Source organism: Euhalothece natronophila Z-M001 (genome assembly GCF_007904085.1).
In the GTDB taxonomy this organism is placed as follows: Bacteria; Cyanobacteriota; Cyanobacteriia; order Cyanobacteriales; family Rubidibacteraceae; genus Halothece; species Halothece natronophila.
This window is the reverse complement of the sequence record NZ_CP042326.1, coordinates 132,068-149,197: the sequence shown is the minus strand read 5'-3', so window position 1 is coordinate 149,197 and position 17,130 is coordinate 132,068. Positions and strand designations below refer to the sequence as shown.

Genomic DNA, 17,130 nt, shown 5'->3' with positions numbered 1-17,130 from the left:
CTGTGCAAGGTTAGAGGACAGGGGAGAGCAAGATAGAATAGTTTAAGAAAAATACCGTACCATAATTAATCCGAGAAATGTCCCCAGTTGAAACTTCCACAGAGCGCGATCGCGCTGACAGTGACTATCTCAACGAAATCCCCGACGAAAAGGAGATGTCAATTTTTGACCATCTCGAAGAACTCCGTTGGCGCATTTTTTATTCCCTAATCGCTGTTGGCGTAGGAATTATTGGTTGTTTTATCTTTGTGCGCCCGATTGTAGAAATTCTGCAAGTTCCAGCCCAAGGGGTAAAATTTCTGCAACTTGCCCCTGGAGAATACTTCTTTGTCTCCATTAAAGTAGCAGGATATAGTGGCTTACTAATCGCCAGTCCCTTCATTGTCTATCAAATTTTGTTATTCATCCTCCCTGGCTTAACCCGTAAGGAACGTCGCCTCTTAGTTCCTGTCATGGTAGGGTCAACCTTACTGTTTGGTGTGGGATTAGTCTTTGCTTATTATGCCCTTGTTCCCGCCGCGTTAAAGTTCTTTATCAACTATGGTGAGGATGTAGTGGATCAAATGTGGTCAATTGATTTGTATTTCCGCTTTGTTCTCTTATTGCTATTTAGCACCGCTTTAGCCTTTCAAATTCCCATTATTCAGGTATTATTAGGACTTTTAGGCATTGTTTCCTCGAACGTAATGATTGCAGGATGGCGTTATGTGGTTCTTGGTTCAGTGGTATTAGGAGCAATTTTAACCCCTTCTACTGATCCCTTAACCCAATCTCTTCTTGCAGGAGCAGTTTTAAGTTTATACTTTGGGGGAATTGGCGTAGTCAAACTCTTAGGAAGATAAGCAATTAATCCCAGATTCTGAACTGTAAGCTATTACACAGCAACTTTGTACCATTTGCCTCGGGAAAAAATCACCACCAGCGTGAAACAACGAACCACCCAATCACAGGTAGAACCCAGCCAAACCCCAAGCAAACCTAAATCAAAGACGAAAGCAAAGACATAGGTGGCAACTAGTGCAGGCTGGCAGAAATAACTAACCAGTACATTTAGCTTCTTCAAACCCCTTGAAATTCCAAACAAATGGTTTAGCTAGAGCTTGCTAAATAAAACTAAATTTCTTAGTTAGAGAGGGTTTCAGGAAAAATTAAAGCACGCTTTTGAACGGAAAATGGAGTAAAATGAGGAAAAACCTTGCATCTTCCCTAAACCTACTGAATCATTCTATGTATCGAAAAGCACATTACTCTCTAGACTCCCCAGAGGAATTTGAGCTTCCCTTTTCCGGAAAGTTATCAGCAAACAATCGATGGGTAATTTTAGCAGAGTTAATCCCATGGGAAGAATTTGAAGCGGAATATGCTCAGGATTTTTCATCAGAAAAAGGAGCTCCCGCCAAAGTCTTTAGAATGGCTCTAGGTTCTTTAATAATTAAAGAGAAATTAGGAATTAGTGACCGAGAAACCATCGAGCAAATCAAAGAAAACCCCTATCTTCAGTATTTTATTGGCTTAACCTCTTATCAAGAAGAAGCACCCTTGGATGCGTCGATGCTAGTTCATTTTAGAAAAAGAATTAGTGGGGATTTAATTAATCAGATTAATCGTCGGGTTGGACAAATGAACCGTAAAAAGGAGTCCTCAAATTCCTCTCCCTCAGAAAATCAAGAAGAAGACAACTCAGAAACTGAGGACCAAAGCAATCGAGGAAAACTAATTCTTGATGCTACCTGTGCTCCTTCCGACATCAAATATCCTCAAGATCTAGCACTACTCAATGCAGCGAGAAAAGAAACCGAAAAACTTATTGATCTTCTCTATCAACCTCTTCGTGGACAACTCAAGCAGAAGCCAAGAACTTACCGTCAACAAGCTAGAAAAGAGTATTTAGTTCTAGCCAAGCAGAGAAAACCTTCTTCTGAGAAACGTCGTCAAGGGATTAAAAAGCAACTACAATATATCAGACGAAACCTCTCCCACCTAGAAAATTTAATTAACTAAGGAAGTTCTCTAAATTATTTAAATAAAAAGCAATATAAAAATTTACTAGTCATCCACGAAATTTATCGTCAACAACAGTGGATGTATGAGAATCGAGCGAAAAGAATTGAAAACAGAATTGTAAGTTTAAGCCAGCCTCAGATTCGCCCCATTGTACGAGGAAAAGCAGGAACCCCAGTCGAATTTGGAGCTAAGTTATCTGCGAGTTGTTTTGAAGGATACGTTTACTTAGATTATCTAAGCTGGGACAATTATAATGAGTCAAAAGAGTTTCAAGCACAAGTAGAAACCTTTAAAACCTACACAGGACATTACCCAGAATCCGTTCATGTGGACAAAATTTATCGGACGCGAGAAAACCGAGCTTGGTGTAAAGTCAGGGGAATTAGGATGAGTGGCCCTCCTTTAGGAAGACCGAAAAAATCATTAAGTTTAGAGGAAAAGAAACAAAGAGAAATAGATGAAAAAGTTAGAAATGAGATCGACGAGCGACCCCGCGCCGTCGCACGGCGCTAGGGAACGCGCGAGTTGAAGGAAAATTTGGACAAGGAAAGAGAAGATTGAGCTTAAATCAAATCATGATGAAACTAGCTTCAACTTCGGAAACAGCGATTGCGATTTGCTTTTTAGTGATGAATTTAAACACCTTATTAAAGGAGGTGTTGTATCTTCTTTTTGAGCAATTTCTACCAAATCAGGGGAAAATATTAGGTAAAGTTATGTAAATCGCATAAAGGATTAGTTTCACTAATTGATTAGCGTTCAATTTTCAGTAGAGGATTTACCCTACTCTGCGATGTAGCGAAGCTACTTGCCTTCGGCAATCGCGCTTTTTTCAGCAAGCCCTAGCTAAAGTCCGATTAAAGTAGCGGGACTTAAACGAAGTTTAAGCTAAAATGTAGCCAAAGCTCGCTTTATAAGCCACAAATACGTCCCAATTCTCTTGCATCCATTTGAGAAAACGATAAGTAATCGCGGTTCTAAAAGCTTCTAATACCATTTCTAAAAACCTACACTACAGTAAGAGCTTTTTGTAGGTAATCCCAATTGGTTAGAGAGATGATAGTTTTCGGTGTAATTTTCGTTAAAATAGTTCTTACTTCTTCCTTAAGTTCTTCCAGTTCTTCATATAAGTTCCAACTTAGTTCGTCTTTAATATATTGCCAAAACCTTTCAATTGGGTTTAGCTCTGGACTAGCTGGCGGTTGAAATAGTAATAAAATGTTTTCGGGAATTTTTAAGTTTTTACTTTGATGAAATTTCCCTTGATCCAATTGAATAATATTCAAACAATTCGGAGAGTGTTTAGACACTTGCTCTAAAAAGACTTGAAAACAATCACTATCTAAGTGAGAAAATTCTAGAAAGAAATTATCTCCACTACTTGGCTCAATTATTCCATACAAATAATAAGCGACAAATTCCCATTGCACCTTTCCTATTGGCTTAACTCCCTGAGCTGTAATTCTTTTTCTTTCAATTGTCTTTAATCCTAATCGCGTTTCGTCTTGACACCAATACCTAATTTTTCGACTTTCTTTCCTTTCCATTTCTTCCAGCCATTTCACTGCATTTAGCAAATTAGGAAGTTTTTTTTTGAAGCCTTCTGCTTCTTTTTCATTCTTCTTGGCTGAGCTTCGTCTACTCAGATCTTGCACCAAAGAGCAAAAGACGAGTAAATAAGGAAATACTCCTAATCTGACCTTTGATTAATGAAAGACCTGAGTAATGCACAAGAGCTCATCTACTCAAGGGGTGACGACTGGCTTAAGCCCCTTGCTGTATAAGTTCCATAGCTCTTAACCCTTTCTGATAAAAGGGAAACTTATTGCGATTAAGACTCATCAATTCTTCTACCCAATCTTTGACAAAAATCTGAGTGATGATCCAAGTTTGACCATATAAGCCGATTAAGAAATTACTATTTTTCGTCATTTTTTGCTTCACTGTTCTCAGACGACCAAGATATTCTTGTTGACCTTTGAACCGAATGGATTGCCCCTTTAAACTGGAGACCGTGTACGCGATCGCGCACAACAAAACCAAATTACTTAGTCTTTTGACTGAAGCCTTAGAGCCTTCTAAATTATAACCTCCGATCTTACAATCCTTAAACATGGCTTCGATTCCCATACGCTTTTGATAAGCTTTGATTGCCGAGTCGAGATCGGGAAGATTAGTCAGAAGATACCAAGGCTCTTTTTCGACACTTCCTCGGTATTTCTTTTTCCATTTAACGGCAACAGAAAATTGACCGAATCCGTTTTTACCCACTTTTATATTAGGAAAGAAATGAGAGTCTCCTGGTTGAAAGTCGAAGCAACTAAGAGATTGACAATCTTTTCCTTTGACTTGAATGTTTCGGTCTTTTTTCTGACGCAGAACAAAGCCCACTTTCTCTCTCCGTAACCATTTAGCCAGCTCGATGCTATGAAATTCACGGTCTCCTAAAATGATTAATCGATAACCTCTCAGAAGTTTCAAAATCGGTTTGAGTAAAGCTTTTTGTTCTTTTAAATTACTGGCTCCTTTCTTTGATAAAAATTGCCAATAAATGGGAAGAGCTCGTTTCTGATGAATGAAGGCGACAACAAACAAGTTTTTATCTTGCCACTGCGTTCTGTCTAAAGCTAAGTAAAGAGGTTGATTACTTGGGTGAATGAGTTTAATAATTTCTTTAATGATTGGAAACCAAATTAGGGCCATGGACAGGGAAGGAAGCACTAGAAATCTTTGAAGACGACGGCGACGACTTTCATACTTAATCGGTAAAGGATAGTACGCAGCTAGTTTTTCGATTTTCACATTTTTATGAACTTGTAACAGCCATACCCAGATTTCTAGGCTTAATAATTGGGCACGAGTGAGTCGATTAGCAAGGTGATTGCGATATAATTTTGGTAGCATTTTTTAAGTTCATTTTGGTTTCTGCGATCGCACAGTTAGCGCGATCGCGCAGCCTGATCTGTTTATTATAAAAGGCTATCTACGTCAGCGCTTGAGGCGATTACAACACGATTGTCACCCCGTGAGTGATCTAATTACTTTTATCGAAGAACAAGTCATCAAAGAACAAGTCGAGGAGGAAATTCCAATCAATAATAGTGTGATTGAGGAAGCAAAAAAGGCTGGAAAATCAATCGGTCAATGGATAGAAGATGCTTTTACTCTCAATGAAAGTTTTTTTGATGGATCATCCAGTTATTTTGTACCCATTCCGATCGCGCTGGTGGCTGTAATCTAGATATTAGAACCAGCTAGTTCGGACGTAGTTTGAAAACTGAACCCTAGTGCGATCGCGCTCCCTTAGTGTTAGGCTTCACTACTCTACCCCCCCCACCTACTTTTTAGTTGTAAACAGTGATCGCGCTCCTTGAGTTTGCCCCAAAATCATTTCTAGTTGATCCCAATTTTCTTCCTCAATAGCATAGATCATTTTATCCAATTGTTGACGGTAGAGGCGTAACGATCGCGCGATCGCGTCTTTATTATATTTTGCCATCATTCCCCCTAACTCTGGATTCCCCCCACCAACACGACTGGTATCCCGAAACCCTGAACTGGCTAATTTTTGGGCTAACTTGACTACCTCTTGATCTTGTTCTTGACAACAGGCAGCAATCAAACTACTACTCACAAAAACAGGTAAATGAGAAATCCAAGCTACTGCCTGATCATGAGTGTCTGGGGAACAAGTAATTAATTCTGTTTCTAAATGTTGGGTTAACGCTGCGAGGGTTTTTTGCGCCTGTAAGGGAGTATTTTCCGTTGGAGTTAATACATACCGTGTTCCCGAAAATAAATCAGACTGAGCCGCTTCTATCCCTTGTTGCGCCGTTCCCGCCATAGGGTGTCCGCCGATAAAATTTGACCAAATTGGCGTTATTGCCTCCACAATGGGAGCTTTTACCGACCCCACATCCGTGATAATGGTTTCAGGGGATAAAATCGGTTTTAACTGCTTAACCGTAGGAACAATGGCAGCAATGGGAGTACAAATAAAAATCACTTCTGCTTCTGTGAGAAGAGAAAAATCTGTGCTAGCTTCATCAGCAATTCCTTTTTGACAAGCTAAAGCGCAAGTATCCGAATGACGGGAGATTCCGAGAATATAATGAGACCGCGATCTTAGTTTCAATCCCAATGATCCGCCAATTAATCCTAAACCAATAATTCCGAGCTTCATGTTCCCTTCTTATAATTGTGGAGGTGACTTTAATAAAAACAAACGTAGTTCTCGTGACAGTAATAGAAGCAGAAGTCCATACGTCTCTCCGTACCTTTCTTCGCAACCAACCCCATCTCAACTGGCCCCACCAGCTAACTATGGCGCGTTTGGTGGCAAGAGCTTTACGCTTAAAACGGTCAGCATTAATGCAAACTGGAAACGCATCTGGTTACTGTTTCAGCTACCTCACCCCTGCTCTGTTGTTTGCTCGTCCTGTTATTGTAGTTGTTCCCGAAAAAAAACAAAAGTATCTTCTATCTAGCGCGATTCCACAATTAAAAGAATGGCTCGACATTAATACCCCTGTTCAAACCTGGAACACCTTATCGTCACCCTCACCACAAAACAACTCAGGGTTAATTCTCATTTCCCCTCAAGATTGGTTACAGGCGCAACTTTCGAGAAGCCTACCAGAAGGAATCACCACGATTATTGATGAAGCTGATGATTTAGAAGAGTGGGCGCGAGAACAACTGACGCGGCGCTTCACCACTTGCGATTGGAATCAATTACTCTATGACTATCCTGAGAAGGCTGAGGTAATTCGGGATGTGAGAGTCGAGTTAACCACAATGCTCTTTCATCGTCCCCAAAATCCTTATGAATGTTTATTACTGAACCAACCTGAACAGGAAATCTTAGAAAAATTATTTACCGTACTGAAAGAAATTTCACCTCATCATCCCTTTTGTAAATTATTTCAGCAATCCCAACAGGATAATCAACTTCTCTGGGCAGAAATCCAACGGGAACAAGGGGAATTTATGATCGGCTGTTGTCCCGTTTCTGTGACCGATATTTTAACTCCGATTTGGGAGAAACAAGCCTTAGTCTTGATTGGGGGATTTTTAGATTGGGAAAAAGAAGCCCCCATTTATCGACAACAGCTAGGATTAGGAGAAATGACTTGTTTAAACTTTTCTCGGGATCGTCATCAAGAGGGCCTTAATTTATATCTTCCTTATGGGTTACCCATGCCGAATACAAAAGAGTTTCAACCAAGTTTGTTTCAACACTTACGAGAGTTATTCGTGCAAGAGACGTTTCAGGAAGGATTAATTGTCATTTTAGTGAGTGATGTTCCTCTCAAAAGACAGCTAGCAACGGATTTAGCTGGGGAATTTGGCTCCCGAGTCCAATTAGAAAATACTCAATTGCGAGATAATGGGATTTTAGTGTGTAGTTGGCAGTTTTGGCGTGAGCATCAACAAGGGCTATCAACGCCAAAATTATTGGTCATGACAACGATTCCCCTACCTTCCATTGAAAATCCCTTTGTTGCGGGACAAGTTGCCTACTATAAGCAAAAACGCCAAGATTGGTTTCGCTTGTATTTATTACCGACAGCCCTTAGAGAATTACAAAGAGCGGTTATTTCCTTACGAGAGACGCAGGGAGTGGTTGCTTTACTAGATAATCGGGTGCATCATCGTAGTTATGGCAAAACAGTCCTCTCAGCGTTAGAACCTTATGGGCGCGTTAGTTACAGAAGTTTGACGGGCGAGTCATTCGGTCATTACTTCCACAGTTCCCGTCGGATCAAAAACGACTTGTAATTCGGCTATGGCTTCAATTCCTTCAGGGGTGGTTTCTTCTGGAACCGCAGAGAGTAAGTTCGGTAAAGCAGGAACTTCTGCAATATTCTGATCAGGATCAGAAAGGGGTTGAAAGGCAAGAAGATCTCCCTCGGAGGTGACCCAAACGCGATAACTAAGGGATTCTTCTACTAAGCCTTGTTCTTCCCAATTTTCTTCAATTCTCGTTTGTAACTGCCCTGCGAGAGCTTCAATTTCTTCAGAATCTTCCATTGCGGGAACAACTTCTAAGACTTCTTCAATTCCTGAGGGAATGATGTCACCATTTTCACCATCAGGGAGTGTTTCTTCTTCTCTAGGATCTCGAGTTTCGGTGAGTTCAGCTTCTCGCATTTCGGGGACAGGCACAAAGAATAGCGCGATCGCGGCTACTGTGAGACTGGCTACCCCACTAAGGGCTGGCGTAGCTTTTTTGGCAAGGGGTTCTTCTTGCCTGCGAATCCGACGAGAATTGGGTTTGATGCTAAAGGTTAATTCTGGCAAGGTAGTAGCATCATTTGATAGCTGATCAACCGCTTCAATTAGATCAAATAACTCGACGGTAGTTAAATCAACTGTTTCGGTTGTTTCTGGTTTCCCTTCTTCTTTATGAATATATTGTAAGCGGTGGCGGTTGCTTTTAGGAATTGGCTCTAGTTTAACTTTTTCCGATACCCAATCTTGCTTATTTTTTGCCTCAAGACCACTTAATATATACTGGGCGTAATGATTAACTGCACGAAGTAAACTTTCGAGAAATTCGCGATCGCCTTTCAAAGAATCCTGCTCCGTTTTAGCAGTAAATCGACATTCAGCATTCGTTAATACTGACATGACGGGTCGTCCATTTTCCCCTTCATTGTCACTTATATCTTTTGTCCAACCATCAAGGATTAAAGAACAGTTGGGCAGACTGTATTGACGGCGAATTGTCATTTTACCTCCCCATCAAATAAACTACACCATAACCTTTGTGCGCCGGCAGTTCCTGTTGCAAATAAAAGTTTTCTGAGTAATGAAATGGCTAGCTCATCCATTTGCTCTGGTGAAGCAATATACTCAATAATTCTCGCGCGACGGGGATTCATTCGTCCTCGGAAATGTGCGCGAAATCGATCTAGATACCACTTGAGACGAACATTTTGTCGAATTGGGAGTTCTTTTTCCCGTAATTGTTGCTCTGCTAGTAATAATTGACGGATGAGAAAAGTAAGTTGGCGCGATCGCGCTGTAGCAATAATCGTTAAAGCCTTTGCTTGCTCTAATTGTAAATGTCGTCGCATATAAGAGCGTCGCCAAGGGTTTGTACAACGTAACCGCCACAAAACAACGCGATTAGGAATAATATCTGCTAAATTAAATTTTTTTGCTGTCGCTAGCATCCGTTCTGAACTAGCTAATTCGAGAGCTTCTAAGGCGAGCAACAACAAATCAATCTCTTGTGCGGTGCGACCGGAACATCCTCGCACTGAGATAGGATAGTCGGGAAGGTTTTCCCATAACCAAGGTCTCTGTTGGTCTAAAGGAACTTCGTTGGTCATTACATTTGCCGATGATTGGCTCATAGATTGCGTAATCAGGATACTAGCCTCTTTAATTTTCTCATCTACTGTAACGCGAAACGAATTGAGAAATAAATTTTCTCATAGAACTTGTTAAGCTAAAATTTATCTGCTATATTAGGGAAGCGCAAAACAAAAGCCGGGATAGCTCAGTTGGTAGAGCAGGGGACTGAAAATCCCCGTGTCCGCAGTTCAAATCTGCGTCCTGGCATTTTTATTTTAAAGTCAACTCCGCAACCATCATCTCTTCCTCCGTATCTTTTCTCAAAGTAAATCCTAATCGTTGACAGATTTTTTGCATAGGACGGTTTTCTGGAAGAATGTAAGCAATAATTCCTTCTAATTCTTCCTGTTTAGCAATATTAATCAATTGCTGTAAAAATTTTGTTCCTAATCCTTGTCCTTGATAGTGATCACTAATTAACATTCCAAACTCAGCCTGATTACTACCTTTAATTTGACTCAGTCTTCCCACACCGAGAATGTAATGATTACCCGAAGCATCTTCATGATCAGCGACTAAAGCCAGTTCCCGATCATAATCAATAAAGCAAATGCGGGTAAGACGAGTGTGAGTAATACGATGGGCTTGGCTAATTAGATGAGCATACCGTAGATACACACTTTCTTCTGATAAAGTTCCGTGAAAAGATCGAATTAAAGGTTCATCCTCAGGACGAATTGGACGAATCGTTACAGGTGTTTTATCTTTAAGTTGCCATTGCGTAATATATTGAGTGGGATAAGGACGGATTGCAGGTTTTGAGTCACTTGTCACCTGATCATGTAAAACCACTCGCGCATCAAGGGCGATACTGCCTCCTGCTTCTGGCGTTTGAGCTAAAAGAGGATTGATATCAATTTCTTTAATTTGCGGTTGTTCCACCACTAATTGGCTAAACTGAACTAAAAGCTGTTCTAGGGCTTCTAAATCTACCGCGGTGCGTCCTCTAACTCCCTGTAAAGCCTGGTAAATGCGAGTTTGTTCCATCATCCGCCGTGCTAAGGTAGTATTTAGAGGCGGTAGAGCTAAGGCGCGATCTTGAAATACTTCTACTAACGAGCCACCTGTTCCAAATAGCAACACGGGGCCAAATTGGGGATCGAGGCTACTACCCAAAATTAATTCGTAACCGTCTAGTTTTAACATGGGTTGTACGGTTACCCCTTGGAAATGTTCAGGAGAAACAGAATTTTGGATCTGCTGATAAGCTACTTCAACTTCAGTTGCATTTTTAAGGTTGAGCTGCACTCCTCCCACATCAGTTTTATGGGTAATAGTTTCTGAAGAGAGTTTTAAGACAACTGGATACCCGATCGCGTTGGCTTGGTTAACCGCTTCCTCTATGCTAGTTGCTAGCCGTGTTTCTACCGTCGGAATATGATAAGCGTTAAGGAGTTGTTTTGATTCATATTCGGTCAGCAGAGTTCGCTGAGAGCGATAAACTTGGCTAAAAATTGTCTCTACTTGCTGATAATCAGGTTTTCTTCCTTCCCTGAGAATAGGAGTTTCGTAAATTCCCTGTAAGTTGTAACTATAACGCCACATCAAGTTAAACACCTGGGCCGCCGTATCTGGATAAGGAAGGGTAAAGATATTAGCATCATTTAGCAGTTTTTCTCCCTGTTCGACACTATTCCCCCCCATCCAACTGGCTAAGACAGGCTTTCCTTGCAATTGTGAGAAATTACTCAGGCTTTCCGCTATTTTTGTGGGATTAGTCATGGCTTGAGGGGTTAAAATTACCAGTAAGCCATCACTATTGGGATCTTTTGCTACTTGCGCGATCGCGCTCTCATAGCGTTGGGGATCAGCATCCCCTAAAATATCAATCGGATTACCATGACTCCAGTGAGTAGGCAGACAGTCATTAAGTGCTTGAATTGTCTCTGGAGCTAATTCAGCTAACTTTCCCCCGCGACGAATGAGGGCATCTGTGGCTAAGACTCCTGGCCCCCCAGCATTAGTTAAAATCGTTAAGCGATTGCCTTTTGGACGCGGTTGTTTCGCTAAAATTTCTGCCAAGTTAAATAAATCATCGATCGTATCCACTCGTAAGACACCACAGCGCCGAAATGCGGCATCTAAAACATCATCACTTCCCGCTAAGGCCCCAGTATGAGAGGCAGCAGCTTGGGCGGCAGCGGAAGTTCGCCCCGATTTAATCACAATAATTGGTTTCGTTAACGCCACTTCTCGAGCAGCCGAAAGAAATGATCGCGCATCGCCAATAGATTCCATATAAATGACAATGCTATGAGTATTAGGATCATCTCCTAAATAATCAATTAAATCTCCCCAATTGACATCTAACATGGAGCCAATGGAGACAAAGGCACTAAAACCGACATTTTCCCGAAAGCTCCAATCTAAAATTGAAGTACACAAAGCCCCACTCTGGCTAATAAAGCCCACATTTCCGGGTAACGCCATGGCACTGCCAAAGGTAGCATTGAGTCCATAATGAGGATTCATAACTCCCAGGCAATTTGGCCCCACAATCCGTAAATTATGGGCTTGGGCTTCGGCTTTAATCTCTTGTTCTAAGGCAATTCCCTGTTCACCAATTTCTTTAAATCCTGCGGAAATAATAATTGCCCCTTTGACCCCTTTGTAAGTACAGTCCTTGATCACCTGAGAGACACTCGGTGCAGGAGTAGCAATAATCGCTAAATCTACGGGATCAGGGATAGCATTTAAACTAGCATAGGCTTTAATTCCCAGAATGCTATTTCGTTTAGGATTAACCGGATAAACCGTCCCCCCAAAGGGATTACTAATTAAATTCCATAACAAAGTTCGTCCCACACTTCCCTTTTTTTCACTTGCCCCAATGACAGCAACACTTTTCGGGGCAAAGATGGCATCTAACGGTTGACGAGTTCCCAAAAAATCATGGGCTGGATCATTGGTAACAGTTTGTGCTTGCATGACTTCTCTAGACCTAAGCTCTAGTCTCTTTATAACGCTTTCTTTCTGCTCATAATTGGAAAAAACGGTTAAGATCGCTCAGAATAAAATAAACAGGTCAGGCAGAAACATCCACCTGACCTTAGCTGAACGTAAAAACTTGATTTTAGGAGCAAATAAGCGCACCACCTGCTAATAGGAATGGTAATCCGAGAAATAAACCAATTCCAGGGACTAAAATGGTGGGAATACTCCCTAGAAGCACTAATAGTAAACCGGCTGCCACTCGCAAGGGTTTAGTTAAACAACAGATAATTTTCTTCATTTGTCTTCACCTGTAGTAACATTTACTTTCGTACTCTAGCAAATTGGAAACAGTAGGAATCCCCCTCTTATGTTGACATCCTCTCCCGTCAAACGCTACGCGCTATTATGGGAGATTCCTAGCCTTGCGACTAGGTTTCCTGTTTCAGGCTCTTGACTAGACGAAGTTGCCTCCATCCCCGTCAGATCGCCTCCACAGGCAATTTGTTTTATGTCCAACCCCTGCCCGAGGTCAGACAACCCTCGATTTCTGATCACCTCAGCACTCACCACATCTCTTGAACCAATGTAACCACATTCAGGGCAGTGATGAACCCTAACATCTAGAGTCTTTTTACCTGTATTCGCTCCACATTGGCTACATTCTTGAGAGGTGCCATCTTTGTCAACTTTGGCAAAGTAAACATCACGTTTCCAACAAACCCATTGAAGGATGTTTACAAACTGACCAAAGCCAGCATCCGCAGCGTGTTTGGATAACATTCCTCGTTGCCACGAACGGAAATTGATGTCTTCGACAAAGATCATCCCTGCTTCATCGCACAATTGATGAGCAAGTTTGAAGTGCCAATCTTTACGAGTGTCAGAGATACGTTGGTGAACTCTTGCTATCTTTCTGTTTAGTTGATGTCGGTTATTTGACCCTTTCTTTTTGTTCTTAAGCTTACGTTGGAGCAATTTCAGCTTCCTTTGTAGAGACTCTAAAAACCGAGGTCTTTTAATTTCTAAACCATCAGAAGTAGCAACAAACTTATCAAAGCCTAAGTCTAACCCTCTTGGATGACCGTGAGGGAAAGGTTGAGGAACATCCACATCTAACTGAAGGGAAAGCATGACAAAGTAACCAGAGGCTTTTCTGATCACTCTTACTTGTTTTACCTTAAATCCTTCTGGGATATCTCTGGACTTTCTGAATCTAACCCAACCTAATTGAGGTAGTTTAACTTGATTTCCTTTTAATACCTCTCCTTTTAGCTGAGGAATCAGATAAGACCTTAAACGATACTTGTTCTTGAATCTAGGAAAACCGAACCCTCTGGCTCTCATGTCAGAGAAAGCCCTGTCCAAAGTTCTCAAGACTTGTTGAAGCACTTGGGCATTAACTGATTTAAGGCGTTCGCTATTTTTCTTCGCCTCAGTTAGAGCCTTTGCTTGCCTTGAATAACTCGGATAAGGTTCATCGGCAGGGATCAGATATTCCTGTTCAATGGAACAAGCGTTGACAGGACATTTTCGAGAGTTGATCCAATCCTTTCTTTCTCTAAGAGCATAATTCCAAACTGTTCGACAAACACCGAGGGTCTGCTCGATCATGCTAATTTGGAGTTGGTTTGGTTCTAACTTATACTCGTAAGAAAGGGTAAGCATTGGATTTTGAACTTTAATAATTCCAGTTTAACCGTTTCTACACAATTTACAACTCGTGTAACGATCTTCTGACGGAGTTTGTTTTTTTGGCGCAATTCATGAGGGGCTGTGGGGCGAATCGCATTCGCCCCCTTGAAAGCCCCATCTACCCGCCCGCGCCTGACGACTATAACGGGGCAGGGCAAAGCGTGAGCATCCTCTTGCGCTACTTAGATAGAAAGTGAAGCAAACTGAAACTTACATTGATGCTACCCTAAGAGGGGGATCGTTTTCACTAATCTCAGTTTATTAATTTGGGAAATTCATTATGGCAAATCAGTCTCTTCCCTCACAATCACAAACTCAGCCCGAGCTTAATCTTTGGCAAAAGATTACTACGCTTTTAGGCTGGAAGGTTTGGGCTATTCTGATTATGTTGAGTTTTGGAGTAACTGGCTATGCTGCTACTGCAGTGTTACTTAATTTCAATGAGTCTGAAGATTGTGAAACAGTGTTTTGGCCCCTAGCTTCTGGGTCGCAACGCTTATACTGCGCTCACGTCATGGCCCAAGAGGGGGATGCAGAAAGTTTAATTCAAGCCATTAATCTAATTGCCACATTACCCGAAGATCATCCCCTGCGCCAAGAAATCAATCAGAATATTCAAATTTGGTCAGAGGAAATTTTAGTCTTAGGAGAACAACATTTCCAAGCAGGAAACTGGGAAGAAGCATTAGCAATTGCCGAGGGAATTCCTGAGGATGTGGCTTCACAAGAGGTAATTGCAGAAAAGAAAGCTCGCTGGCAAGAAATTCGCGAAAGAGGACAAGAGATTGAAGACAATGTGGAAGCCAAATTATATGAAACGGAATGGAATGCGGCTTTTGATGAAGCGGGAAAGTTAGTTGACCTTGATAATGACTATTTCGCTAACCGTCGCTATCAAGAACTAATTAGTGTGATTGAAGAAGCTCAAGCCGAAGGAGAAGTTTTAGAAGAAGCCCAAGAACTCTATAGTCAAGGAGGTGTGGATAATTTACTGGAGGCTTTAGAAAAAGCGGAAGAGATTGGCGAAGACAGTTATTCTTATCGAATTGCTCAATCTCTGATTACGGATGTGGGTAAAGCCTTAATGACAAAAGCTGAAGACAATTTAGAGCAACGGAATTGGCAACTGGTGTTGCAGGTAACTCAAGCGATTCCGAGTCGTTTAGAATTAGATGAAGAAGTTGCTGATTTAAGGGCGATTGCTTTAGCTGGATCTCAAGCTCAACTCGGAACAGTGGGGGGCTTAGAAGAGGCGATCGCGCGAGCCGAAGAACTCGAATCAGATCGTCCTTTTTATCGTCAGGCTCAAAATTTAATCGGTCGCTGGGAAAACGAAATTGACGATATCAAAGTCATTAATCAAGCTAAAGACTATGCGCGAGGAGGAAGCCTTGCCGATTTTCGGGATGCTATAGAAAAAGCGGATGATGTGCCAAGGGGAAATCCTCGTTATCAAGAAGCTGTACAATTGCAACAAGAATGGACTCGGACGATTCAAGTACGAGAAGATCGCCCGATTCTCAATCGCGCCAGAAACCTTGCTAGAAATCGTAATATTGAGGCTTATGAATCAGCGATTACTGTGGCAAGTCAAATTGATTCCAACCGAGCCCTTTATTCGGAAGCTCGTCAAAAAATTGCTAACTGGCGGGCGGAAATTCAACGGATTGAAGATCGACCGATTTTATCGGAAGCGACTCGCTTAGCCAATCAAGGACGACTAGAAGACGCGATCGCGAAAGCTGAAGAAATTGGCTCTAATCGCGCTCTTTATTCAGATGCCCAAGAGCGTATCCGTCGTTGGCGAAACACCATTACCGCCAGAGAAAGCATTGAACAAGCCCAACGAATTGCTCAAAGACGCACTCAAGACGCTCTCTTAGAAGCCATTGAAACGATCGCCCCAGCCCGAAATTCTGATCAATATCGTCAGCGAGCAGAGCGTTTAATTAACCAGTGGAGTCAACGGATTTACTCCATTGCTCTCCAACGGGCTGATCAGGAGAATCTGATTAGTGCTATCCGAGTGGCTGAACAAATTCCCTCTCATAGCGGTATTTATCAAGAAGTTAGAGGCAGGATCCAAGAGTGGGAACAAGAGTTAAGAAATCGGGCGGAAGAGGAGCAAGAGGAGGAAGAAGAAACTGACACTAATTCTGATTAGTAATCCACTTTACTCCAGTTTGGACTGCTAATAACAGCAAGCCAAAAGCAATAAAAGCAAAAACAGCTGTCATCAAAACACTTAACCCCATCACTAGGGTGCGAACCGCTACCGCAATTGTAGCGGCTGCTTGATTGCCATCAGGAAGCGGTTGCTCGGCATAACGACCAATAATTGCCATAGTTAGTTGATAGAGAGGAATGGTTAATCCTCCTGCAATCATTGCTCCTAATAAGGACTTTCTTAGGGTAATCCCATGAGATTCGTCTGTCATCTTTTCTTACTTCAAGTTTATTTTTGATCTGATGTTCTGAGAAGATTTTTCCTTCTCTCCGCTCCATCATAATCTGTTTCCGTTCTAATAAATAACGCGAAAGGTTAAATTAATACGCGGTAATACAGATTTTTTCGTTTTGGGAATTTGATGATACCAATATTGTTGGGTTTCTCCTTGCATTAATAAAAAATCCCCATGTTTAAGATTAATATCATGTCTTTCAGGATTGCTTTTATCTCGATACTTAAAACTAAAGCGTCTTTCTCCACCAAGGCTAACCGAACCAATGATAGGATGTTTTCCTAATTCTGGTTCATCATCACTATGCCATGCTACTCCATCATTTCCATCTCGATATAGATTCAAAAGGACACTATTAAAGTTAACTTGGGCAATAGTTTCAATCTTATGTTTGATCTCTAATAGTGAATTGGTCCAAGGTTCAGGGTTCATGGTAATACCAGAATAAGTGTAAGAATATCCTTTATCCCCATACCAAGCAGTGAGACGGGGAACAGGATTTTCTTTGCCATAGAGTTTGATGTATTCTTGTTTCCAATTAATCTCTTTTTCTAGCTGGCTAAAAAAATAATCACTGGTTTTAGCATCAAAGAAGTTCCGATAAATTTTGATATCGCTATGGGGAAGGTTGAGTTTTTCTTCTTGGGAAAAAATAGTAAGTTGTTCTGACATA

General features: G+C 41.4%; 14 protein-coding genes, 1 tRNA gene and 1 pseudogene. 6 read left to right on the top strand and 10 right to left on the bottom strand.

Features of this window, described 5'->3' with window-relative positions; translation table 11 throughout:
• Positions 1-77: 77 nt before the first annotated feature.
• Both tatC and FRE64_RS00665 read left to right on the top strand, forming a co-directional pair.
• Positions 78-842: a twin-arginine translocase subunit TatC gene (gene tatC, locus FRE64_RS00670; protein WP_146294197.1), complete on the top strand. Its 765-nt coding sequence runs from the start codon at positions 78-80 to the stop codon at positions 840-842.
• Positions 843-1,227: 385 nt separating this feature from the next.
• Positions 1,228-2,726, top strand: a pseudogene (locus FRE64_RS00665) (IS5 family transposase).
• 285 nt (positions 2,727-3,011) lie between these two features.
• Here the strand turns inward: FRE64_RS00665 and FRE64_RS00660 are convergent.
• The gene (locus FRE64_RS00660; protein WP_186708902.1) at positions 3,012-3,659 is read right to left on the bottom strand and encodes an IS630 family transposase; all 648 of its coding nucleotides are present in this window, start codon (positions 3,657-3,659) and stop codon (positions 3,012-3,014) included.
• Between the two features lie 109 nt (positions 3,660-3,768).
• On the bottom strand, positions 3,769-4,908 hold the full coding sequence (locus FRE64_RS00655) for an IS4 family transposase (RefSeq protein ID WP_146294195.1): 1,140 nt from the start codon (positions 4,906-4,908) through the stop codon (positions 3,769-3,771).
• Between the two features lie 121 nt (positions 4,909-5,029).
• On the opposite strand from FRE64_RS00655, the gene FRE64_RS00650 reads away from it, so the two are divergent.
• Complete coding sequence (locus FRE64_RS00650) at positions 5,030-5,245, top strand: hypothetical protein (RefSeq protein WP_146294194.1); 216 nt, start codon at positions 5,030-5,032, stop codon at positions 5,243-5,245.
• Between the two features lie 96 nt (positions 5,246-5,341).
• Here the strand turns inward: FRE64_RS00650 and FRE64_RS00645 are convergent, their stop codons facing one another.
• Entirely contained in the window at positions 5,342-6,187 is an 846-nt protein-coding gene (locus FRE64_RS00645; protein ID WP_146294193.1) for a prephenate/arogenate dehydrogenase, read from the bottom strand.
• A gap of 53 nt (positions 6,188-6,240) precedes the next feature.
• Between FRE64_RS00645 and FRE64_RS00640 the strand changes: the two genes are divergently transcribed.
• Entirely contained in the window at positions 6,241-7,785 is a 1,545-nt protein-coding gene (locus FRE64_RS00640) for a helicase C-terminal domain-containing protein (RefSeq protein WP_146294192.1), read from the top strand.
• Here the strand turns inward: FRE64_RS00640 and FRE64_RS00635 are convergent.
• Together FRE64_RS00635 and FRE64_RS00630 are read right to left on the bottom strand one after the other, a co-directional pair.
• Positions 7,735-8,739, bottom strand: coding sequence for a DUF4335 domain-containing protein (locus tag FRE64_RS00635; RefSeq protein WP_146294191.1), 1,005 nt, complete (start codon positions 8,737-8,739; stop codon positions 7,735-7,737). The two genes, FRE64_RS00640 and FRE64_RS00635, sit on opposite strands and share 51 nt — an antisense overlap.
• Complete coding sequence (locus FRE64_RS00630; protein WP_246140360.1) at positions 8,736-9,344, bottom strand: DUF3038 domain-containing protein; 609 nt, start codon at positions 9,342-9,344, stop codon at positions 8,736-8,738. Before FRE64_RS00630 ends, FRE64_RS00635 begins: the two co-directional genes overlap by 4 nt.
• 159 nt (positions 9,345-9,503) lie before the next feature.
• Here FRE64_RS00630 and FRE64_RS00625 point away from each other — a divergent pair.
• Positions 9,504-9,576 (top strand) — tRNA-Phe (locus FRE64_RS00625).
• Positions 9,577-9,579: 3 nt separating this feature from the next.
• Here FRE64_RS00625 and FRE64_RS00620 read toward each other — a convergent pair.
• The 3 genes from FRE64_RS00620 to FRE64_RS00615 all read right to left on the bottom strand — a co-directional run bounded on the left by FRE64_RS00620 (position 9,580) and on the right by FRE64_RS00615 (position 13,968).
• Positions 9,580-12,297: a bifunctional acetate--CoA ligase family protein/GNAT family N-acetyltransferase gene (locus FRE64_RS00620; RefSeq protein WP_146294189.1), complete on the bottom strand. Its 2,718-nt coding sequence runs from the start codon at positions 12,295-12,297 to the stop codon at positions 9,580-9,582.
• A 145-nt stretch (positions 12,298-12,442) separates the two neighbouring features.
• Positions 12,443-12,601, bottom strand: coding sequence for a hypothetical protein (locus FRE64_RS17355; protein ID WP_186708898.1), 159 nt, complete (start codon positions 12,599-12,601; stop codon positions 12,443-12,445).
• A 95-nt stretch (positions 12,602-12,696) separates the two neighbouring features.
• Positions 12,697-13,968: an RNA-guided endonuclease InsQ/TnpB family protein gene (locus tag FRE64_RS00615; RefSeq protein ID WP_146294188.1), complete on the bottom strand. Its 1,272-nt coding sequence runs from the start codon at positions 13,966-13,968 to the stop codon at positions 12,697-12,699.
• Between the two features lie 307 nt (positions 13,969-14,275).
• Between FRE64_RS00615 and FRE64_RS00610 the strand changes: the two genes are divergently transcribed.
• Complete coding sequence (locus FRE64_RS00610) at positions 14,276-16,159, top strand: coiled-coil domain-containing protein (protein ID WP_146294187.1); 1,884 nt, start codon at positions 14,276-14,278, stop codon at positions 16,157-16,159.
• On the opposite strand, the gene FRE64_RS00605 is transcribed toward FRE64_RS00610, so the two are convergent.
• Both FRE64_RS00605 and FRE64_RS00600 read right to left on the bottom strand, forming a co-directional pair.
• Positions 16,146-16,433: a DUF3082 domain-containing protein gene (locus FRE64_RS00605; protein ID WP_146294186.1), complete on the bottom strand. Its 288-nt coding sequence runs from the start codon at positions 16,431-16,433 to the stop codon at positions 16,146-16,148. The genes FRE64_RS00610 and FRE64_RS00605 overlap by 14 nt on opposite strands.
• Positions 16,434-16,517: 84 nt before the next feature.
• Entirely contained in the window at positions 16,518-17,129 is a 612-nt protein-coding gene (locus tag FRE64_RS00600; RefSeq protein ID WP_146294185.1) for an alpha-ketoglutarate-dependent dioxygenase AlkB family protein, read from the bottom strand.
• Position 17,130 lies beyond the last annotated feature (1 nt).

Coding starts and splice junctions, on each gene's coding strand:
- tatC (WP_146294197.1), top strand. CDS start 78: ATGTCCCCAGTTGAAACTTCCACAGAGCGCGATCGCGCTGACAGTGAC.
- FRE64_RS00655 (WP_146294195.1), bottom strand. CDS start 4,908: ATGCTACCAAAATTATATCGCAATCACCTTGCTAATCGACTCACTCGT.
- FRE64_RS00645 (WP_146294193.1), bottom strand. CDS start 6,187: ATGAAGCTCGGAATTATTGGTTTAGGATTAATTGGCGGATCATTGGGA.
- FRE64_RS00635 (WP_146294191.1), bottom strand. CDS start 8,739: ATGACAATTCGCCGTCAATACAGTCTGCCCAACTGTTCTTTAATCCTT.
- FRE64_RS00630 (WP_246140360.1), bottom strand. CDS start 9,344: ATGACCAACGAAGTTCCTTTAGACCAACAGAGACCTTGGTTATGGGAA.
- FRE64_RS00620 (WP_146294189.1), bottom strand. CDS start 12,297: ATGCAAGCACAAACTGTTACCAATGATCCAGCCCATGATTTTTTGGGA.
- FRE64_RS17355 (WP_186708898.1), bottom strand. CDS start 12,601: ATGAAGAAAATTATCTGTTGTTTAACTAAACCCTTGCGAGTGGCAGCC.
- FRE64_RS00615 (WP_146294188.1), bottom strand. CDS start 13,968: ATGCTTACCCTTTCTTACGAGTATAAGTTAGAACCAAACCAACTCCAA.
- FRE64_RS00610 (WP_146294187.1), top strand. CDS start 14,276: ATGGCAAATCAGTCTCTTCCCTCACAATCACAAACTCAGCCCGAGCTT.
- FRE64_RS00605 (WP_146294186.1), bottom strand. CDS start 16,433: ATGACAGACGAATCTCATGGGATTACCCTAAGAAAGTCCTTATTAGGA.
- FRE64_RS00600 (WP_146294185.1), bottom strand. CDS start 17,129: ATGTCAGAACAACTTACTATTTTTTCCCAAGAAGAAAAACTCAACCTT.